This window comes from Streptomyces canus (assembly GCF_030816965.1).
GTDB lineage: Bacteria > Actinomycetota > Actinomycetes > Streptomycetales > Streptomycetaceae > Streptomyces > Streptomyces canus_E.
On sequence record NZ_JAUSYQ010000002.1, the window covers coordinates 10,117,832 to 10,139,026 of the forward strand.

Annotated in this window: 14 protein-coding genes and 3 pseudogenes; 6 read left to right on the forward strand and 11 right to left on the reverse strand. The window is 70.8% G+C overall.

Annotated elements, in window-relative coordinates:
• Window positions 1–368 precede the first annotated feature (368 nt).
• The 5 genes and pseudogenes from QF027_RS47345 to QF027_RS47365 all read left to right on the forward strand — a co-directional run bounded on the left by QF027_RS47345 (window position 369) and on the right by QF027_RS47365 (window position 5,285).
• On the forward strand, window positions 369–881 hold the full coding sequence (locus QF027_RS47345; protein WP_307081805.1) for a serine hydrolase domain-containing protein: 513 nt from the start codon (window positions 369–371) through the stop codon (window positions 879–881).
• A complete protein-coding gene (locus QF027_RS47350) occupies window positions 878–1,405 on the forward strand; it encodes a serine hydrolase (protein WP_307081806.1) in 528 nt (175 codons plus the stop codon). Before QF027_RS47345 ends, QF027_RS47350 begins: the two co-directional genes overlap by 4 nt.
• A gap of 335 nt (window positions 1,406–1,740) precedes the next feature.
• Window positions 1,741–2,214: a hypothetical protein gene (locus QF027_RS47355; protein WP_307081808.1), complete on the forward strand. Its 474-nt coding sequence runs from the start codon at window positions 1,741–1,743 to the stop codon at window positions 2,212–2,214.
• A gap of 99 nt (window positions 2,215–2,313) precedes the next feature.
• Window positions 2,314–2,556: pseudogene (locus QF027_RS47360) on the forward strand (toxin Doc); the annotation flags it as partial.
• A 461-nt stretch (window positions 2,557–3,017) separates the two neighbouring features.
• Entirely contained in the window at window positions 3,018–5,285 is a 2,268-nt protein-coding gene (locus tag QF027_RS47365) for a M4 family metallopeptidase (protein ID WP_307081811.1), read from the forward strand.
• Between the two features lie 475 nt (window positions 5,286–5,760).
• Here QF027_RS47365 and QF027_RS47370 read toward each other — a convergent pair whose 3' ends face one another.
• The 5 genes from QF027_RS47370 to QF027_RS47390 form a co-directional block, all read right to left on the reverse strand.
• A complete protein-coding gene (locus tag QF027_RS47370) occupies window positions 5,761–6,408 on the reverse strand; it encodes a hypothetical protein (protein WP_307081813.1) in 648 nt (215 codons plus the stop codon).
• 381 nt (window positions 6,409–6,789) lie between these two features.
• Window positions 6,790–7,680, reverse strand: a complete 891-nt coding sequence (locus QF027_RS47375) for an NAD-dependent protein deacetylase (RefSeq protein ID WP_306972668.1) — start codon at window positions 7,678–7,680, stop codon at window positions 6,790–6,792.
• Window positions 7,681–8,069: 389 nt separating this feature from the next.
• Window positions 8,070–8,816, reverse strand: a complete 747-nt coding sequence (locus tag QF027_RS47380; protein ID WP_307081815.1) for a phosphotransferase family protein — start codon at window positions 8,814–8,816, stop codon at window positions 8,070–8,072.
• Window positions 8,817–9,066: 250 nt separating this feature from the next.
• Window positions 9,067–10,050, reverse strand: coding sequence for a hypothetical protein (locus tag QF027_RS47385; RefSeq protein WP_307081817.1), 984 nt, complete (start codon window positions 10,048–10,050; stop codon window positions 9,067–9,069).
• Window positions 10,051–10,211: 161 nt separating this feature from the next.
• Window positions 10,212–11,108 (reverse strand): aminoglycoside phosphotransferase family protein, encoded by an 897-nt coding sequence (locus QF027_RS47390; protein WP_306972665.1) that lies wholly within the window; start codon window positions 11,106–11,108, stop codon window positions 10,212–10,214.
• A gap of 230 nt (window positions 11,109–11,338) precedes the next feature.
• On the opposite strand from QF027_RS47390, the pseudogene QF027_RS49910 reads away from it, so the two are divergent.
• A pseudogene (locus QF027_RS49910) lies at window positions 11,339–11,413 on the forward strand (DUF6207 family protein); the annotation flags it as partial.
• A gap of 80 nt (window positions 11,414–11,493) precedes the next feature.
• Here QF027_RS49910 and ligA read toward each other — a convergent pair.
• The 6 genes and pseudogenes from ligA to QF027_RS47415 all read right to left on the reverse strand — a co-directional run bounded on the left by ligA (window position 11,494) and on the right by QF027_RS47415 (window position 21,105).
• Window positions 11,494–13,587, reverse strand: a complete 2,094-nt coding sequence (gene ligA, locus QF027_RS47395; RefSeq protein ID WP_307081818.1) for an NAD-dependent DNA ligase LigA — start codon at window positions 13,585–13,587, stop codon at window positions 11,494–11,496.
• Window positions 13,588–13,872: 285 nt separating this feature from the next.
• Window positions 13,873–13,968, reverse strand: a pseudogene (locus QF027_RS50075) (transposase); the annotation flags it as partial.
• 6 nt (window positions 13,969–13,974) lie between these two features.
• Window positions 13,975–15,141, reverse strand: a complete 1,167-nt coding sequence (locus tag QF027_RS47400) for a substrate-binding domain-containing protein (RefSeq protein WP_307081821.1) — start codon at window positions 15,139–15,141, stop codon at window positions 13,975–13,977.
• Window positions 15,142–15,185: 44 nt separating this feature from the next.
• Window positions 15,186–16,244 (reverse strand): ABC transporter permease, encoded by a 1,059-nt coding sequence (locus QF027_RS47405; protein WP_307081822.1) that lies wholly within the window; start codon window positions 16,242–16,244, stop codon window positions 15,186–15,188.
• Complete coding sequence (locus QF027_RS47410; protein ID WP_307081823.1) at window positions 16,241–17,773, reverse strand: sugar ABC transporter ATP-binding protein; 1,533 nt, start codon at window positions 17,771–17,773, stop codon at window positions 16,241–16,243. The genes QF027_RS47405 and QF027_RS47410 overlap by 4 nt, the downstream gene beginning before the upstream one ends.
• 119 nt (window positions 17,774–17,892) lie before the next feature.
• Entirely contained in the window at window positions 17,893–21,105 is a 3,213-nt protein-coding gene (locus tag QF027_RS47415; protein WP_307081824.1) for a SpoIIE family protein phosphatase, read from the reverse strand.
• Between the last annotated feature and the right edge of the window lie 90 nt (window positions 21,106–21,195).

Below are 21,195 nucleotides of genomic sequence, written 5' to 3' on the forward strand. Positions count from 1 at the left end.
CGTGAGCGGCAACTCCCCGGCGCAAACCCCCTCAGGGGCTGGTGTTGCGACCACGTCTGGAACCCAAGCTGACAAGCAGGGCTGGGTCACGCTGTCGAAGCCAGTCCCTCCAGGACGCGTTGGGGACGCGTTGGGGACGCAAGGATAGGAACAGACTGACAAGGGCTGAGGAACGCCGAGATGACTCGCCATTTCGAACTGCGAAAACGCCATGGATCGGCGCTGATCGGCAAGGCCCGCCAAGATCCTCAAAGGACTCATAATCCGTCGGCCGTGGGTTCGAGTCCCAGCCGCCCCGCCTGCGCAGACTTCTGACGGTGTGCGCGCTGGTTCCCGCGACGGGCAGTGCGGTCGCTGCACCGCCTGCCGTGGTACCGGACGGAACCGCGTTGCAGGCGGCGCTGGAGCGGGTGACGGCAACCGGAGCGGTCGGCGTGGTCGCCGAGGTCCGCCAGGGTGACGCCGTATGGCGCGGCAGCAGCGGCACATCCAGCCTCAACGGCCGGCAGCCCGCCCCCGTCGACGGCCGCTTCCGCGCCGGAAGCGTCACCGAGACGTTCACCGCCACCGTGGTGCTCCAGCTGGTGGGTGAGGGGTGGCTGCGCCTGTCCGACACCGCCGAGCGGTGGCTCCCCGGCCTCGTTCCCTCCCCTGGAGGCGAACGGATCACGGTCCGGGACCTGCTCCAGCACGCCAGCGGCCTGCCCGAGTACACGGACGGACTGCTCGACGGCGACGCCCTCCGTGACCGCTTCCGCACCTGGACACCGGCCGAGCTGGTCCGACGGACCGTCAAGGACGGCGACCGGGACCGCCCTCTGCTGTTCCCGCCGGGCACCGATCACCACTACTCCAATACGGGCTACATCGGCTCGGCATGATCGTCGAAAAGGTCGCCGGCCCTTCCTGCCGCACCGAGATCGACCGGCGCATCATCCGGCCCCTCGGACTCCGGGACACCCGGCTGCCGGGCTCCTCTCCCTTCATCACCGGGCCTCACTCCCATGGCTACGAACCGGTGGAGAAAGGGGACGGGACACTTGTCCCGGTCGACTGCACCACCGTCAACATGTCCATCGCCGGCGCTGCCGGCGAGATCATCTCCAACCACCGCCGACCTCGACCATTTCTTCCGCGCCCTGCTCGGCGGCGGCCTCCTGCGCCGGCCGATTTGCGCGAGATGACCACCGACACCAGCGGCGACGGCTGGGCCCTCGGCCTGGAGATGGCCACGCTCCCCTGCGGCACCATCGTGGGCCACGGCGGCGGCACTCCCGGTTACCGCACCATCTCCTTCCACGCACTCGACGGCATCCGCCAAGTCACCGTGGACTGGACCGACTGGGGCACCGACGCCAGCCCTGCGACCCTCGCCCTGATGACCGCCGCCCTCTGCCCCTCGTAGCCACCAACGGCCAACCGATCCCGCACTCCGCAACGAGGTGGCAGCTGGAAACGGTGGAGCCGGTCTCCGAGGAGAACACCCGCTACACCACAGTGCCCTGACACACGACGCCGAGGACGGCACGGCCCCGCCGATACTGCCGGCCTGCTCCCGCCACACCTCTGCCCGCTCTCTGGAACGGTCTGCGCGACCCGGCGTCGCCCTGTCGCCCGGCACGTCGCCGAACGCGACCCTGCCGGTCGGCGGCGCAGGTGAATCCGAGCGCATCAGGGCCTCGGGCTCATCCCGTTACTCCCTTGGCGCGGATCTCGGTCCCCCCCGCTTAAGCTGCGGGCGTGAAGTACAGCGAACTTGAGGCGGACATTCTCCAGCTGATCGTCGGAGCCACCGAGGGCAGTGTTCGTGCCTTCGGAGAGGAGACGGTCACCCGTCTGGTGCGGCCGGAGCTGCTGCGCGGTGCGGCCGAGGACGAACTCACGGAAGAGGCCCGGGCGGCACTGACCACCGCGTGCGTGAACGTCCTGACGATCAGCGCCGCCGAGCTGCACGACGAGCTTGCGACGATCTATGACGGCATCCTGGTCGATGACGATCTGGACCCCGGAGTCCTCACCGCCATCAGCGCGTTGGCGCACTGGCAGAGCTACCTGGAGCAGGGCCGGCGCGGCGAGCTCTACGAACTCGCCGTGCGTTCCATCGAGGACATCGACCACGAGGTGTCCGCGGATCTCGACGACTTCCTCGCCACGCCGGAGATGGCGGCCGAGTACGAGCGCATCCGGCGGCTGCTGGCTCCAGGCGCGGAGTAGGGGCGCCGGAACCGGTGCGGCTGGTCCCGGAAACCAATCCGCCATCTTCCCCATTCTCACGCCATGATCCAGCGCCGCTCAAGCGTGTCCCCCGTCTTTCAGGCAGCCGACCCGGATGCCGCCTGGCGCGCGGCCGCGCTCATGCACACCATCGTGCTCCAGGAGCCGCTCCCACACCGCAACAGCCTCTACGCCGCGTTCGTCGCGGCCCAGTACATGGATCAGTCAGGCGAGGGCATCGACCCGCCCTACGGCGCCCTTTCCGACCTCGTACAGAAGATCCGCGACACACGCCTGCGGGTCCCCGAAGTCGCCGAGCGGATCCGCTCCTGGAAGATCTGAGACGCCGACCGGCGACTGCAACGGCAGCGTTGACCGAGCGGTCGAGAAGTCTGGTCCCAGCTGAGCCGGAACTCCGCCTGAGGATCAAGGAAAGTCAACCGGGCGGCTTCGGCCTGGCATGCGTGGCCGTGTGGATCAGTCAGTAAAGGGCGCGGGGGTGGCAGCACAGCGATCACGGAAGGCCGAAAACCGGCGCCGTGTGTACCGATTTGCCTGGCCTGCGTGATCAATTCAAGCCGTTGGCTTGAGGCTTGCATGACAAGAACACGTCCGCGGTGTCACTCTGCTCCGGGAATTCACAGCTCCCTTACAGGTTCATCACGCGGCTCAGCCGCGTTTCCTCCACTCCCCACCTCCTTCCACCCGCATGCCGTGCAGCGCTCCGGACCGGCCTACCCCGCCGATCCGTCTCGTCCACGGCCCCCACCACGGGTCGGCCGTCGTACCGAAGGAGACCCCCCTTGCCCCTGCGACAGAACGCCCTCGTGCGCCCCAGACGCCTCACCGCCCTCGCTCTGGCGGCCGTGGGTTCCCTTCTCGCCCTGGCCGTCCCGGACTCCGCCACCGCGGCACCGGCGCACCCGGCACGCGCGAAGATCACCGCCACGCCTCGGGCCGGCGCCGCCCAGACCCCGCTGTCTCCCGCCCGCCGCACCGCCCTGATCAGGAGCGCCCGGTCCGAGGCGGCCGGTACCGCACAGCGCATCGGCCTCGGCGCCAAGGAGAGGCTCGTCGTCAAGGACGTCATCAGGGACGCCGACGGCACCACACACACTCGCTACGAGCGCACCTACGCCGGGTTGCCCGTCCTGGGCGGCGACTTGGTCGTGCACGACGACAACGGCCGTACGACCGTCACCAAGGCCAACGCGGCGAAGCTGTCGGTGCCCTCGCTCAGCCCGAAGGTCACGACCGCAGGCGCCACCGCCAAGGCCCTTACCGCCTCGAAGCAGGATCGGGTCAGGGACGCCAAGGTGGCCGACGCCTCCCGTCTGGTCGTCTGGGCCGGAACTGGCAAGCCCGTGCTGGCCTGGGAAACCGTCGTGGAAGGTGTCCAGAAGGACGGCACACCAAGCGAGCTCCAGGTCGTCACCGACGCCGCCACCGGCAAGGAACTCCTGGCTGCCGAGAAGGTGCACACCGGCTCCGGCACCGGCCAGTACGTGGGCACGGTCCCGCTCGGCACCACCCTGTCCGGCTCGGCATACCAGCTCGCAGACCCCGACCGCGCCGGGCACCGCACGTACGACCTGGGCCAGGGCACCTCGGGCACCGGCACCCTGTTCACGGACGACAACGATGTCTGGGGCGACGGTCTGCCGTCCAACCGCCAGACCGCAGGGGTCGACGTGGCCTTCGGCGCCGCGGCCACCTGGGACTTCTACAAAGAGGCCTACGGCCGCAACGGCATCCGCAACGACGGGGTCGCCGCCTACAGCCGCGCTCACTACGGCAGCAACTACGTCAACGCCTTCTGGCAGGACTCCTGCTTCTGCATGACGTACGGTGACGGCTCGGGCAACACCCACCCGCTGACGGCGCTCGACGTTGCCGCCCACGAGATGAGCCACGGCGTCACCGCCGCCACCGCGGGCCTGGTCTACTCGGGCGAGTCCGGCGGCCTGAACGAGGCGACCTCCGACATCTTCGCGGCGGCCGTCGAGTTCCACTCGAACCTCGCAGCCGACCCCGGTGACTACCTCGTCGGCGAGAAGATCGACATCAACGGCGACGGCACCCCCCTGCGTTACATGGACAAGCCCTCCAAGGACGGCTCCTCCCACGACAGTTGGAGCTCCAGCCTGGGCAGTGTCGACGTCCACTACTCCTCGGGGCCGGCGAACCACTTCTTCTACCTGCTCTCCGAGGGCAGCGGCGCCAAGACCGTCAACGGTGTCTCGTACGACAGCCCGACCTATGACGGTCAGGCCGTCAGCGGCATCGGCATCGAGAACGCGGCCGCGATCTGGTACCGGGCGCTGACGACGTACATGACCTCGACAACGAACTACGCGGGTGCCCGCACCGCCACCCTGGCGGCCGCCGCCGACCTGTTCGGCACCTACAGCCCGACCTACCTCGCCGTCGCCGACGCCTGGGCCGCGATCAACGTCGGCAACCGCATCGCCCTCGGCGTGAACGTCGCGCCGGTGGCAGACCAGATCAGCGGCCTCAACCAGGACGTCAGCCTGCGGTTGGACGCCTACACCACCAACGCCGGAGCCTCGCTGACCTACGAGGCCACCGGCCTGCCGGACGGTCTGACCATCAGCCCGAGCGGTCTGATCAGCGGCACCCCGACCACGCTCGGCACCGGCGACGTCACGATCAAGGTGACCGACAGCACGGGCGCGACCGCCTCGGTCACCTTCAGCTGGCAGATCGCCTATGTCTACGCCAACGGCTCCCGCGTGGACATCCCCGACAACGGGGCCGCCGTGGAGTCCCCTGTGACCATCACAGGCCGCGACGGCAAAGCCTCCGCGACCACCAAGGTCTACGTCAACATCGTCCACACCTACCGCGGTGACCTGACCGTCGACCTCGTCGGCCCCGACGGCACCGTCTACTCCCTGCTCAACCGCAGCGGAGGCTCCGCCGACAACGTCGACCAGACCTTCACGGTCGACGCCTCCACGCAACCGCTCAACGGCACATGGAAGCTGCGCGTACAGGACCGGGCGTCCATCGACGTCGGATACATCGCCCGCTGGCAACTGACACCCTGACCCGGCGCCACCGGCACCCCGCCGCCCGGGCCCCTCGGGACCCGGGCGGCGGGGCCCATTGCTGCCGCACGAGAGCTGTCGCTGCGCGCACCCGCCCTGGTGCTGCTGCGCTACCCCAAAAGGGCTGGGGCCGCAGCGAATTCGCCGCTGCCGCCCATCACGGTCGACGCCCTGGACAGTTGTCTGACGGGGCGGACGGAGGGGCCGCTGTTCCTCACCCGCACGGGGCCCGGTTGCGTGCACCGGAGGTGTGGAAGATGCTGCGCCGCCTGGCCAAGCGCGCTGGTCTGCCGTCGGCTGGCACCATCCACCCGCCGGTTCTCCGGAACGGGTTCATCACCGACGCCCTCGTATCCGGCAGGCCGCACGTTGCGACCTGAGGGCGATCCGTTCCTTCGCCGACGTTCTCCGCCAGGACATCGACGCCGTCACCGCCGGCTCACACCCCGTCCGCATGCCTGCCCCGGCCGAAAACTCAGCTCGGGTAGCTGCGAGGAGATTCGTTGCGGAGCCTCCAGATCTCCTTCCACTGCCGGGCATGGTCGGCCGCCAACAGCGGGTCGGGCCCGTCGGCCCGCTGCACCGCGAGACTGACCCCGCATTCCATGCACAGCTGATGGATCCGGAGGGCGCCGTCGTACCAGGCTCTGGTGTTGTCCCGGTTTCCGCAGACACGGCACGTCAGCGCAGGAGCTTCATCCGGCGGGACTGAGGAACGGAGCACCCGGTCGACCACCGTCGGCAGCGGCTCGTGGGGATGAAGCGTCGGCTCGGGACAGTAGGCGATGTTCCCCCACCCACGCTGCCAGCCTCGCCAGGACTCGTCTCGCTTCACCTGCCGATAGCCACGCGCTTTGTCCGCCCGGCGACTGTTGGCGTAGGCGCGCTCGTCAGCGAGCCAGAGCTGTCGGGCTTGGCGCAACTCCTCGACGGCTCGTATGAGTGAGCCCGGATCCTTCTCCAGATCCGTGGGGATCCCCGCGCTGCGGCAGAGATGGTGATACGTGGCCCGGAAGCCGTAGGGCGCGAAGTGGACGAGGCACGACCGCAAATTCGTATGGCGGACGCGCGTTGGCAGGCCCTCGTCGTAGACCCGTCTCCGGTGCGTGTCGAAGCTGCTCATCCCAGGACGCTAGATGGTGCCCCGCCGAGTTGTGCAGCCGGTCAGGGTTCGTGAACCCGCGAGTGTCTGCCCGGGGCGTGCGCCCGCTGTCGTCGCTTGCTCCCTGAACCAGGGCAGCCCATCGCGCAAGTCTCCCTGGCGAACGGGCAGTTCAACCGGAGGAGCCCACGATGGCCCTGTCCCGGAGGGGCAGGTGCGTCTCCGGTAGCGCTCGAGCCGGTGGACGGTCTCATCGACGCTCAGTCGAGCCAGCCGCCGGGCGACCCTGCGGCCCGCGACGTCGCAGACCGTCTCGTCCGTGATGCCGTGCGCCCACCGGGCCCCGTCCGCAGGCAGGTGCCGCTGGAACCCGGTGACCGGTAAAACTGCCCCGAGGCCTGGCTATGCCCGGTCGAGAGGAAGGTTCAGAACATCTGCGACAGAGTGCAGGGCGGTTCCCAGCGGGAGGCTGACGCGGGTATGGGCGAGTTGGTCACCGCGGGTGGGATCCCGGTTGATGATGAGGACACGCTTGCCCGCCTGAGCGGCTTGGCGGACGAACCTGAGTCCGGACATCACCGTGAGCGAGGAGCCCAGAACCAGCAGCGTGCTCGCCTCAAGGACCAACCGGCGGCAGTACTCGATGCGTTGCGCGGGCACGGTCTCGCCGAAAAACACCACATCGGGCTTGAGGATGCCGCCACAGTCCGCGCAGGGCAGGACGCGAAAGCCGGAGACCTGTTCGTCGGACAGGTCGGCGTCACCGTCGGGATTGATTCCCGCGGCCACCGGCTCGAAGGCCGCGTTGGCCTCTTCCAGCCGTACGGAGAGGTCCTGGCGCGAGGTGATGGCGTCGCAGGCCAGGCACCGGACTCTTGCCAGGCTCCCGTGCAGTTCTACGACCCCCTCGGCGCCGGCGGCCTGATGCAGACCGTCGACGTTCTGGGTGATCACTCCCGAGAGCAGACCGTGCTGAGCGAACGCGGCGACGGCCTGGTGCCCGGCATTGGGACGGGCGCGGCCGAAGGTACGCCACCCGAGATGGCTGCGAGCCCAGTATCTTCGCCGTGCCTGCGCGGTGGCGGTGAAGTCCTGGTACGTCATCGGCGTGTGCCGACTCAGACTTCCGCCTTCGCCCCGGTAGGCGGGGATGCCCGACTCCGTGGAAATGCCCGCCCCACTGAGCACCAGCACCCTGCCGGCGCTCAGGGCATCGACCACCGGCTGGAGGTCGGAGGTGCCCGGCGGCAGGTCCGGGGGAGGGGTCCAGTGAAGTGTTGGGCGCGTCCGCATGCCTGCCAGGGTACGAAACCGGTCCCGCCTCACCCGAAACTTCGCAGGCCGCTGATTCGGATGACCTGGCCGTACGTGCCGGTGACGGCACCGGCCGACCGTGCGGGGCCTGCCGATCCGCCACTCGGCGTTCGACCTCACCCGATTTCGGCGCCGGCCCGGGCAGCAACAATGCGATGGGCGACACAGTCATCTCAAGTACGTCGGTGGTGCGTAGCCGGGTGCCGGGTCGGCAGTGCATGCAGGCGTGCGGCCGGCAGTCGAGTGCCCCGGTCTGCTCGGTGCGCTCGCCGGGGTCCGCATGGATGCTCCGCACCAGAATAACGGCGTCCAAGGGGATGGCCTGCTCGATGCGTCAGAACGCATGAGCAGCAGTCGGATCCGCAGCCTCACATCCGAGATCTCAGCACGTCGACCTCACAGCCCGGCGCGAAGGGGTCGAATCCGTGCTCGATCAGCCAGCGAACCCCCAGCAGGCTTCGCAAGGACCACCACGCGCGGATCTCGTCGAGGTCGATGTCGGTGCCGTAGCCGGTGAGGACGTCGTCGAGGTGTTCCTCGTGTCCGAGCGTGAAGGTGGCGAGGTCGAACAGGGCATCACCGCGGCCCGCCTCGGACCAGTCGATGATGCCGGTGACCTCGCCGCCGTCGACGAAGACGTGATCGATCTGGAGGTCGCCGTGCGTGAACGCCGGAGTCCACGGTCGGAGCGCGGCCTCGGCGACCTGGCGGTTGCGGGTGACCAGGTCGGCGGGCAGGACACCGTTCTTCACGAGTAACTCGCACTCGCCGTCGAGTTCCGCCGCCAACTCGTCGGGATCCCGGCGGCGCCGACCGCGCCAGGGCGGCAACGGTGCCTCGTGCAGCCTTCGGATGGCGGCGCCCGCCGCGGCCCACGCCGCCGACGACGCGGTCGACGGCTCGCCCAGGCGGCCGAGCGCCGTCCCCGGGACCGCGGCGATCGCGAGCACGGGCGGCTTGCGCCACAGGACCCGCGGGGTCGGTACCGGTGCGAGGGCCATAGCCTCGACTTCGACGTCGATGCGCGTCTGATCGGTGTCCACCTTCAAGAACACGTCGCCGACGCGCAGCGTCGCGCGCTCGGAATGGGCGACGACGACTTCGACCTCATCCATGGGCGCCAGTATCCCGGGGGTGATCGTCGACGTCACCGGGTTTATGCCCGGGGGCCTCGTGCACGACACCGACCTCTGGGCAGGTCGAGCCCACCACTGTTGTGCGGAGTCCGAAGGGGCGCAATGGATCTCGCGAACCTGTGCATTCGCCAGTCGCGGCGGTTGCGAGAGCAGCTCCGCTGAGCTTGCGCAGCGGATAGGTGTGTCCGGGATTCGGTGCGCACAATCACGCTTGGTGCAACCGGCTGGATCACGGGAGCGTGATGAGGGCGAGGCCTTGTGCCTGTGCGATGGCCAGTTGGGTGCCGTCGGGATGGAGCGCGGCCACGGGAGAGGGCACGTGGCTGACGCCGAAGCATGTGGCCTTCATGGGTACGTCTACTTCGGGCCACTCCGCAACGAGGCGCCCGGTAGCCGTGTCGAGCAGTCGCGGGTGGCCGAAGAGAGAGATCACGTGATCGCCACGGGGCAGGAGCAGGACACCCGGCTCGGCGTTGGCGATCGGGTTGCGGTGGAGCCACCGTCCCTCGGACACCGACCACACACCGAGGTGGCGAGCCGGAAGCGTGGACTCCTCTCCGCCGCTTCCCCCTTCGGTCCCCGTCGCCAGTACGAGCCGATCGACGTCGAGCCAGCAGCCCGCTGTCACTTCGCCGGTCAAGACCGCCGCTGCCGGCAGCAGACCCTCCCCGTCCAGAGTGGCGGGGTCGGTGAGCGCGAGCGCCGTGTCGTAGACCATGGCGATCCCGAAGGGATGCCAGAACCATCCGACCGCGAGCAGGTACCGGCCGTCCGGGCTCAGGCTGAGCCTGGAGTGGAAGACGTCCTGCGGTTCACGCCTGCCGGCGGTCAGCCGCTCGCCGCTCGCCACGTCCTCGACCTGGAGCACGTTGTACTCGTCGGGGCAGTGCACGACGACCTCGCGCCCGTCACCCAATGTGCCCAATGCGAGCGGGTAGTCGTAGTTCGGCGCCTGGTAGTCGCTGCGGTTCAGCGCACGCACGACCCGTTCTCCTTCGAGCAACACCCCCTGGGTGCCGCGTTCCTGGTACACCGCGGAGTACCGCCCCGAGGCCGAAGTGATCCCGGCGTCGAACGGAAGGCTCCACGTGAAGACCGCTTTCCGCTCCACCCCGTCGCGGCCCCAGCGCCGACCGCATCCGGAGACCAGTTCGTCGCCTTGCCATGCGAGCGCTTTCGGCGCGGCCTTTACCGGTATCGACTCCACGGTCATCGATGACCACCCCATTCTGAGAACCTTGAGCAGGCCCCTCAGCAAGCATCACCATGTCCTGGTCATCGATGTCCAGGCCGCGGAAGCCTGGCGGGAATGGCATGGCCATGCACGAGATCCTGCCGGACCCCACCCGGCGCACCAATGCTTCACAGCACCAGCTAGACGCCCTTCAGAACACGATCAAGTGCCGCTCGGCCTACAGGTCCCCAGTTCGGCTTGCCGCCGGGAAGGCCCCGGTCTCCGTTCTGTCCCATGAGCATCAGGAAAAGGCTCTTCATGGCGGCCAGCCCGCGGGCGCGCCGGATCGCCGCCTCGTCTGCGCGCGCGTACGTGTCGAAGAACCGTGAGGCGGTGCCAGCGGGTAGCAGCACCCATGCGGCGGCGAGGTCCCACGCCGGATCGCCGGCGAACATGTCACCGAAGTCGACGATGCCGGAGAGCGTTCCGCACGAGACGACGACGTTCGCGGGATGGAGGTCGCCGTGCACCCACACCGGCGGGCCCTCCCACGCGGGGGCCGCAACCGCGTCGTCCCACACGGCCCGGACGTCGGCAGCGATGTCGTCGAGGGCAACGGCCTGGAGGAAGTTCTCGAAGCCGTCGGTGCAGTTCCTGGGATGGGCGCCGCGGTCGGTAGCCATCGGCGCCTCGGCGGGTGCCTCCACATGGAGCGCCGTAAGGAAGCCCGCCAGCGTGTCGGCCGCGTGGGCGCCGCGGCTGATCGAGCCGTGGTCCAGCGGCTCGCCGTCGACCCACGTCATCACGGTCCAGTGCTTGGGGAAGCGCTGGGACGGTTCACCGAACCGCACCGGGGTCGGTACCGGGAGCGGCAGGCGTGGGGCCAGCACGGGTAGCCACCGCCGCTCCTTGAGCTGGAGCTCCCCGGTGGGGTCCATGCGCTGCATACGCACGGCCAACTCGTCCCCGAGGCGCCACATTTGGTTGCCCCAACCGCCCGCCACCTCGCGGATGGCCAGCCCTGCAAGGTCTGGGTGTTGCTCCTGCAGCAGGTCGCGGACCAGGTCTGCGGTGATCTCGATCTCGGTGTCGGTCATGCGAAGTCACAGTACTGAGTCGGCAGGCGGGGCGGCTCTCGCTCTCCCGAGCACTCTCTGTGATTCCTCCGCCGTCACCAATTCGGCTTCTGAGAGCCGCAGATCAGGAGATGGCGCCGCTCGAGATGGTGCGGGGCATGGCACAAGCTCCGCAGTACACCTGAGCCCTCCCAGCCTGAAGGCCGTACCCACACGGGGCACCCCGCCGAACACCGGGCCGCGTCACCAGCCTCACCCGGGAGCCCACCGAGCCCCGTGTGCGGCTGCGCTGCTGCCGGGATCTACGCCAGGAGCCCGGCTCGTAGCGATGCGGGCCCCGACCGCGTTCCGCTGACCAGCGGTGGTCGGGCCATGGTCGGGGCCCTCAGGCGGTCGGGTGCCGGTATCAGAGCACGTAGTCGGCGACGAGCAGCGCGAATTCGTCGGGTGCGGCGAGGCGGATGCCGAGGGTTTCCGCCTTGGCCCGCTTGGAGCCGGCGCCTTCGCCGGCGACCACGAGGGAGGTCTTCTTCGAGACGCTGGAAGAGGACTTGCCGCCGGCCCGCTCGATGAGCTCGTTCATCTGGTTGCGGCTGAGGTTTTCCAGGGGCCCGGTCATCGCGCCGGTGACGACGACCGTCATGCCCGCGAGCGGGCCCGCTTCCGTCTCTGCGTCCGAGGTGCCGGCAGGTGCTGCGGGACTCTCGTCTGCAGCGAGCGGGGGAGTGGCGCCCGGTTCGGTCATGTTCACTCCGGCCGCGGTGAGTCTGTCGATGAGCTCCGTGAGTTCGGCGAGTTCGGCGACGATGGAGGGGGCCTTCTCCGGGCCGATGCCCTCGACCTGCTGCAGGGCCTTGGCGTCGGCGGCACGGATGTTGTCCATGGTGGCGAAGTGCCGGGCGATGCGGCGGGACATGGAGCGGCCTGTGCCGCGTACGCCGAGAGCGCACAACACCCGTGACAGTGGCCGGGTCCGGGCCGTGGCGAGGGCGGTCAGCAGATTGTCGGTGCTCGTCTCGCCCATCCTCTCCAGCGCCAGAAGCTGCTCACGGGTCAGGGCGAACAGGTCGGCCAGATCCGCGACCAGTCCGGCCTCGACGAGCTGGACCACACGGGTGGCGCCCAGGCCCTCGATGTCGAGCTGGTCGCGGCCGGCGGCGTAGGAGAGGGAGGCCACCAGATGGCAGTTACGGCCCTGCTCGCACCGCCAGCGCTCCTGGCTGGTGTCGATGGCGGAGCCGCACCGCGGGCACATCTCGGGGAACATGATCGGTTGCTCGTCGCCGGTGCGCAGGTGGGCGACCGGCGCCTCGATGCGCGGGATGACATCGCCGGCGCGGTGGACCATGACGTGGTCGCCCAGCCGCAGGTCACGGCGGGTGATGTCGGCCGGGTTGTGCAGCGTCGCGTAGGTGATGGTGGCGCCCTCGATCTCCACCGGCTCCAGGACACCGCGCGGGGCGATGATCCCGGTGCGGCCCACGTTCCACTCCACCGCCACCAGGCGGGTGATCTTCTCCACGGCGGGGAGCTTGTAGGCGATCGCCCAGCGGGGCGCGCGCGACCCGGAACCGGCGGCTCGCTGATCGGCAGCCAGGTCGGCCTTGATGACGATGCCGTCGATCCCGAAGGGAAGCTCGGCGCGGAGCGCGGCGATCTCCCGTACGCGCTCCAGGACCTCGTCCACGGTCGTGGCCGTGACGGTGGGCACCGCGGTGGCGTTGGTGGTGTGCACTCCCAGCCGGGCGGCCAGGGCCATCAGTTCGCTGTGGGCGAGCCCGTCCAGCCGTACGGCGAGCTCGGCGTCGGTGTCCGGCAGGGGCAGCAGGCCGTAGCCGAAGAACGTCATCGGCACCGTGTACGCCCGGTCCTTGGCCCGCAGCGTGCCCGCGGACGCGCCGCGCGGGTTGGCGAACGGCTGCCCGCCGTGCGCGGTGCGCACCTCGTTGGCGTGCTCGAACTGGGCCGTCGTCATGAGGACTTCGCCGCGCACCTCCACGGTGACCGGCTGGTCCAGCTTCTCCGGCAGCCCTTCGAGGGTGCCGATCGCGTGCGAGACGTCCTCCCCGGCGATCCCGTCGCCGCGGGTGATCAGCCGGGTCAGGCGCCCCTGGGTGTAGCGGGCCGCGACGGCGAGACCGTCGAGCTTGGCCTCCACGCTGAAGCGTTCCGCCTCGTGCCCGATCCGGCGGGCCAGCGAAGCCGTCCACGCGGTGAACTGCTCGGGCGAGAACACGTTGTCCAGGCTCAGCATCGCCACCGTGTGCGGCACATCGCCCTCAACCGCGCCACCGGCGACCTTGCCCGTGGGGGAGTGCGGCAACACCTGGTCGGGGTGCGCGTCCTCCCACACGGCGATGCCGCGCACCAACTGGTCGTAGGCGTCGTCGTCGAGTGGAGAGGTGCCGTCCGTGTAGTAGGCGGCCGCGGCCGCCACGACGTCCTCGACGGCCTGTGCATAGGCAGCGGCGTCCACGATCTGCGCAACTGGTGTGGTCATGCCGTCATCCTGCACGCCACCACTGACAACACCACTGGTTAAGGCGCCGGTGCCGCCCTTCGAGCCGGCGTCGCCTCATTGGCAGCCTTGAGTGCCGCGTCGCGGACGAAGTCTTCCGTGGTCTTTCGGACATGTCGGCCCGTGACCGCGTCCCCCACCTCGCCGAGGTCTTCGCGACCCAGGACACCCACGCCGCAGACAAGAGCACGGCCGCGTGGCCTGACCCCGCGCCCATGGGCAGCCGTGATCTGCACGATTTTGATGATCAACGTGCGGCCTGGACCGGTACCAGGCAAGTGCGGCGATGGAGAAGCGGCGCTGGGAACGTCCCCGGACCCGGATGAAGGGTATGTGGCGCCGCCGGCCCCGCGTTCGGGTCGTGACGAGTCACTTCCCCCAGATCTTCCGGTACGCCTCCCGGTAGCCCGACGGGTCCCAGGTGGTGGCGCCTGCGCTGTTGCCGGCCGTGGCGATGTGCACCGGCGCCACGTATCCGCTGTGGGGACGGCCGGAGAAGGCGCGGTTGAACTCGTCGACGATCTGCCAGCCCTGGAGGGACAGCGGCTCGGGCACGGTGGCGGCCTGGTACTGCCTGCTGTTCACGCGCTGGAAGGCGGACGGGTCGCCGTCGCCGGCCCCGATGTTGAAGGGCGGCCCGGAGCCCTTCTCGCCGGCGGCGCGGAAGGCGGGGGCGGCGTCGGCGAAGTACAGGTCGTTGATGGCCACGGAGTGGGTCCAGCGGTCCTGGAAGCGGGACAGCAGGGAGGAGATCTCCTGGGGGGTGCGGCTGCTGGCGTCGGGGATCGGGATGTTCTCCACCGAGAGCAGCCGCACCCCCTGACAGCTCGCCAGCTCCTTGCGGATCAGGTCGGACTTGTTCCGCGCGAAGGGGATCGAGGCGTCGGTGATGAGCACGACCCCGGCGCGGCCGTCGGATTCGGAGATGATCCACTGCGCACTGATCCGGGCCACGTCCTGGACGCGGGTGGTCACGTTGGTGAAGAGGTCGGGCTGCCGGCTGGGGCCGGGCTCGGGGACCGCGTGCCAGCCGACGAGCGGGATGCCCTGTGCGGTGGCCCGGGCGGCCTGCTGGGCCGTTGAGCCGGGGTCGAACCCGCCGATGACAATGCCCGAGGGCCGCAGGGTCACGGCTTCGCTCATGGCCGCCTGGATGCCGGCCGGAGTGCCGCCGCCGTCGATCACCCGGACGTTCCAGCCGATGACCCGCGCGGCGTCCCGCACCCCGTGGGCGGCGCCCGCGACGCCGGGGTTGGTCATGGTCTGGGCGACGTAGACGATCGTCCTGCCGGACACCGCCTCGGGGCCGCTGGTGGGCCCTGCCCAGGGGATGTCGTTGCGCTGCGCCCGCGTGACGGCTTCCCGGGCCCGGGTGTGGACGGTGGGGCAGCCGTTCGGGCCCGTCGCGCTCTCCTCCGCGCTGTCGGAGGAGGAGCCGCGTTCGCAGCCGACGAGGGCGGCGGCCGTGGCCAGCAGGGCGCAGGAGGCGAGCCGCGCGGTGCGGGCTGCGGGGGCGGCCTTGCGGGTGCGGTGCACGGGAGCTCCAGTGAGGGGATCGACGCGGCGGGCGTGCCGCGGGGTCAGGGCGGTGACGTCCCGCTCTCCGGCGCCGGGGAGAGCGGGGGCGGCGCGGCGGGTGTGTCGCGGGCCGCGCCGCCGCGTAGCCGTCGGCGGGCCGCGTAGCCGGCCAGGCCCACGGCGAGGAGCAGGGTGCCGCCGTTGAACAGCGGGACCGTCCAGAACTCGGCGCCCAGCTGGGCCATGCCGGTGAGGCCGACGGCGAGAACGGCGACGGCGACGACGGTGCCGAGGGCGTTGGGCCGGCCGGGCTTGATCGCTGTGGAGCCGAGGAGGGCGCCGACGAAGGCGGGCAGCAGGTAGTCCAGGCCCACGCTCGGGTTGCCGATCTGCTGCTGGGCGGCGAGCAGCACGCCGGCGAAACCGACGATCAGGCCCGAGGCGGCGAATGCGTAGACGGTGTACCGGCGGGTCGGAATGCCCACGAGGTCGGCCGCGCGCGGGTTCGACCCGACGACGTACAGGTACCGGCCGAGGGGCAGCCGCTCCAGCACCAGCCAGAGGACGGCCGCGAGGGCGAGCACGTAGAAGGCGGGGACCGGGAGGCCGAGGAACGAGGAGTCGTAGAGGTCGGTGAACGCGGGCGGCAGGCCCTGCGGACCGGGGACGATCCGGCCGCCGTCGGTGATCCAGCCGGTCACGGCGTACATCATGCTGCCGGTGCCGAGGGTGGCGATGAAGGAGTCGATCCGGCCGAACTCGACAACGACGCCGTTGAGGACGCCCACGGCCAGTCCTCCGGCCAGTACGGTGAGACAGGCGAGCGGCCAGGGCCAGCCCTCCTCGACGACGAGCCACAGCACCATCACATGGGCCAGGCCGAGGCCGTAGCCGATGGAGAGGTCGAATGCTCCGGTGACGATGGGCACCATGGCGGCGAGCGCGAGGACCGCCGGGATCGACTGGTTGGACAGGATCGAGTCGACAGTGTCCAGCGTCGGGAAGGTGTCGGGCAGAGCGAGGGAGAAGACCAGGTAGAGCAGGGCGGTGAGGACGAGCAGGCCGTAGGCGCCGACGAGGTGGCCGCCGGGGCGGTGTCGGGGCCGGGGCGGCGGCGTCATGCGTGCCGGGCCGTGGACGGGGGCAGGGCCGAGGCCGCCCGGGTGAGTTCGGTGACGGTCAGGGCGGGGCCGCTCAGCTCCGCCGTCACGGCCCCGCGCACGAAGACCAGGGTGCGTCGGCAGAGGCTCGCCACCTCCTCGAAGTCGGTGGACAGCAGCAGGACCGCGAGGCCCGCTTCCAGTGCCTCCTGGAGCAGACGGTGGATCGCGGCCTTGGCGCCGATGTCGACGCTCGCGGTCGGCTCCTCCAGGATCAGCAGCCGCAGGTCCGACCGCAGCCAGCGGCCGATCATGACCTTCTGCTGGTTGCCGCCGGACAGGGTGGCGATGGCTGTCTCGGTGTCCTGGGGGCGCACCGCGAACCGTTCGATCAGGGCCGCGGCCCGGGCCCGTTCGCTGCGGGGGCCGATCCAGCGCGGTGCGGGCGGGCCTCCGGCGCCGGGATTGGCCAGGAGGTTCTCCCGTACGGTCAGCTCGGCGAGGCAGCCCTCACGCAGCCGGTCGCTCGGTACGAGGCCGACCCCGAGGGCGACGGCCTCCGCGACGGTGCGGGGGCGGTACGGCCGGCCGTGCAGCACGGCCCGCCCGTCCAGGAGGGGCCGGGCGCCGGCGAGGGCGCGGCCCAGGTCCATGTGCCCGGCTCCGGAGAGGCCGACCAGTCCGAGGACCTCTCCGGTCCCCAGTTCGAGGCTGACGGGCCCGGTTCTCGCGGTGCGCACGCCGTCGAGGGTCAGGGCGGGTGGCGCGTCAGCCGGGGTTCTGGCGGTGCGGTGGGGGGCTGGTTCGTCCACCTCGCCGACGATGTCGTGGACCAGCCGGGCCGGGCTGCGGCCGGCCAGCGGGCCGTGGCTGACGAGACGGCCGTCGCGCAGGACGGCGAAGACGTCGGCGACCCGGTAGACCTCGTCCAGGCGGTGGCTGACGTAGAGGATGGCGTGCCCTCGATCGCGCAGGTCGTGCAGGACACGGAAGAGCCGGGCGCTGTCCGCGGCGGGCAGGCGGGCGGTCGGCTCGTCGAGGACGACGACACGTGCGCGTGCCGCCAGCGCCCGGGCGATGGCGACCAGCGAGCGGTCGGCCGGCGCGAGTCCGGAGACCGGGGCGCCGGGGTCGAGGCGGGCGGAGACAATCTGCAGGGCGTCGGCGCAGCGCTCGCGGGTGCGCCGCCAGGAGATCAGCCCGGACCGGCGCGCGTACCCCGCGGTCAGGGCGAGGTTCTCGGCGACCGTCATCCACTCCACGAGCCCGAGGTCCTGGTGGATGAAGGACATGCTCCGGGTGGCGGTCGGGCTGCCGAGCGGCTCTCCGGCGACGGTGATCTGTCCCGCGTCGGCGTCGTGGACTCCGGCGAGGATCTTGATGAGGGTTGATTTCCCGGCGCCGTTCGGCCCGAGCAGGGCCAGGACACTGCCGGGGTGGACGTCCAGATCGACCCCGCCCAGCGCGACCGTGCCGCCGAACCGTTTGCTGAGCCCGCGGATACGGACCAGGGGTTCGGGCCCGAAGGGCGAAGCCGCCTTCGTCGGCATGTCGGAAGCGTCGCACACCTGATCAAACTACAGCATTTCAGGCATATTTCGGATCGGCGCGACGCCGATGGGGCGACCTTCTGGACGGGAAAGGGGTCGGCATGGGGCCGGTCGCCTCGTCACGCGGCGTCGAGCCCGCATTCGGCCCAGATGACCTTGCCCTCCGGCAGGTAGCGCGTGCCCCAGCTCTGCGAGAGCTGCGCGACGAGGAAGAGCCCGCGGCCGCCCTCGTCGGTACTGGCCGCTCGGCGCAGGTGCGGGGCGGTGTTGCTGGCGTCGGAGACCTCACAGATCAGGGTCCGGCCGTAGAGCAGCCGTACCCGGATGGGCTCGGCGCCGTGCCGGATGGCGTTGGTGATCAGCTCGCTGAGTATCAGCTCCGCGGCGAACGCGGCCTCGTCGAGTCCCCGGTCGGACAGCCACCGCATGGCGGACGCCCGGACCTCGCCGACGAGGGCCGGGTCGGCGGACATCTCCCAGTCGGCGATCCGCTCGGGGTCCAGGGCGTGGACACGGGCGACGAGCAGGGCGATGTCGTCGTGCGGGTGTGCGGGTGCGACGGTGTCCAGGACCGCCTGGCAGGTCTCCTCGGGGGCGCGCTCGGGGCGGGCCAGGGCCTCGCGCAGCTGCTCCAGGACTACGTCGACGTCACGGTGCCGGTCCTCGATGAGCCCGTCGGTGTACATGACCAGCTGGCTGCCCGCGGGGAGGTCGACCTCGGCGGCGTCGAAGGGCAGGCCTCCGAGGCCGAGCGGAGGCCCGGCGGGGAGCTCGGGGTAGGTCACGGTGCCGTCGGGGTGGACGAGCGCGGGCGGCGGGTGCCCGGCGCGGGCCATCAGGCATCGCTGCGAGGTCGGGTCGTAGATGGCGTAGAGGCAGGTCGCGCCGATGACGCCGGGGCCCTTGCCGTCCGGGTCCTCCCGGTCCAGGCGGCCCACGAGGTTGTCCAGGTGGGTGAGGACCTCGTCCGGCGGGAAGTCGAGCTCGGCGAAGCTGCGGGCGGCGGTGCGGAGGCGGCCCATGGTGGCGGCGGAGAGCATGCCGTGGCCGACGACGTCGCCGACGAGGAGCCCGACGCGGGAGCCGGACAGGGGGATGACGTCATACCAGTCGCCGCCCACGTCGGACTCGGCGGGCAGGTAGCGATGGGCGACCTCGACGGCGTCCTGGTCGGGCAGGCCGTGTGGGAGGAGCCGGCGCTGGAGGGCCAGGACCATGCCGCGTTCGTGGGTGTAGCGCCGGGCGTTGTCGATGGACAGGGCGGCGCGGGAGGCGAGTTCCTGGGCCAGGGAGCGGTCGTCGTCCCCGAAGGAGGCGCCGGATCGGTAGAAGCTGGCGATGCCGAGGACGACACCGCGGGCGAGCAGCGGGACCGCGATGAGGGAGTGGACGTGGGTCAGCAGGCGCGCGGTGTGCTCGGGGTCCTGGGCGAGCCAGCCGGCGGCGGCCTTGAGGTCTGGTTCCAGCACGGCCTCGCCGCTGGTGAGACAGCGCAACTGGGGCGCGGTCGGGCCGAAGTCGATGCGCTCGCCGGGCGGGGTGAAGGGCAGGCCCTCGCGGATGCCGTGGAGGACCGTACGGCGCAGGTCGGCGAGGGGATCGGCGGACTCCTCGCCGCGCAGTACGGCGTCGGGGAGGTCGATGGTGACGAAGTCGGCCAGTCCGGGGACCGCGGTCTCGGCCAGTTCCTCGGCGGTGCGGCGCACATCCAGGGTGGTGCCGATGCGGCTACTGGCCTCGGACAGCAGCTCCAGACGCCGACGGGCGGCCAGAGCGTAGGCCCCGACGTGCGGCTCCCCCAGCATCACCAGCGCCCGGGCCGGGAACGCCGCCTCGGACTGCTCATCCGCCGGGCCGCGGCTTCCGCGGGCCGTGAGGGGCGTGGCGGGCTCGGAAGCGCTCTGGCCCCCGCGGGCCGTGAGGGGCGTGGCGGGCTCGGTGGCGCCTTGACTTCTGTCGGTCGTGTGGGGCTCGGTGGCGCCTTGACTTCTGTCGGTCGTGTGGGGCTCGGTGGCGCCTTGACTTCTGTCGGTCGTGTTGGGCTCGGTGGCGCCTTGACTTCTGTCGGCCGTGTTGGGCTCGGTGGCGCCCTGACTTTTGCCGGCCATGCCGGGCCCGGCGGCCCGGTGGTGACCACCGGCCGCGTCCGGCTCGGCGGAACCCCGGCCACTGTCCCCCGCGACCGGGCCGACGGCGCGCCCGTCGCCTGCCGCCGATGGGGTTGCACCGGGCTCGGCGGGCGCGTGCGGTCCGGCCGGGCCTGCATCTCCGTCGGCGGTGATGACCGGGCCGGGGACCGCGGCGAGGTGGCCGGGCGGCAGGATGATCGACGGGCGCGCGGCCGAGAGCGGAGCGGTGAGGGCGGGCAGCTCGTCCGTCTGGTGGGGTACGGCAAGCCGCTGTCCCACCAGGGCGCCCGGCAGCACGGCCTCGACGGCGATGCCCCGCACCCCGGAGCTGCTCGTCACCGGGCGGCTCATCAGGGTGACCCGTCGGCCGTCGGGAAGGGTCACCTCCACGGCACTCCGCTGCGCTCCGGAGATCAGCTCGGCGGCCTTCTCCCTCAGGATCGCCTCGTCACGGGAACGGAACTCGTTCGCCAGCGCGTCCATCGCCACGCCGCGATGCGGACCGTCGGTTCCGGCCCCGGCGGCCAGGTACGTCCGCAACAGGGCGCCCTCGTGCGCGGAACTCTGCGCCAGCAGCCGCCGTTCAATGCCCTCCGCCGCTCTGCGGATGGCGACGCCCAGGACGGGCTGCTCGAAACCGCGCGGATAGCCGAGGCACAGGACGCCTTCGATGCGTCCGCTGAGCGGGTCCCGGACGGGCAGCGCGACGCAGGCGCTTTGCTGGGAGCGCTCCGCGAAGTGCTCGGCGCCGTAGACGCGGATGAGCCGCCGCTCCGCAAGGGCCAGCCCGATGCCGTTGGTGCCGGCGACCTGCTCGGCGAACACGAACCCGGGCTCGACCTGGATGGCCGGCAGGCTCCTGGCCATTGACGGGTCCCCGAATCGGCGCAGCAGCACTGTCCCGTTCGCGTCGGCGACGGAGATGTTGACCTGGCTTCCGGCGAACGTGGCCTGCAGTCGGTCGAGCACCGGCACAGCCGCCGCGACGATACGACCGCCCGGGTCGAAATCCCCCCGGTAGGGCAGGTCGAGCGTGTCGGGCGACAGGCCGAGGGAGCGGCAGCGCTGCCACGAGTTCAGGATGGACGTCCGTACGCCCTCCGCGACCGGCTCGCCCTGCAGGAACAGCTCACGCGGACTGGCGGGCCCCGTGCCGTCCGTCGCACGTCCCGCAGGCTTGCGTTCCTCGCCGGACCGAACCACGCTTCGCCTCACTTGCGCCCGCGACAATTCGCTGCTCGGAAGAGAGTCTGGCATTGATGAGGATACGGGCATTACGGTCACGCGTCACGG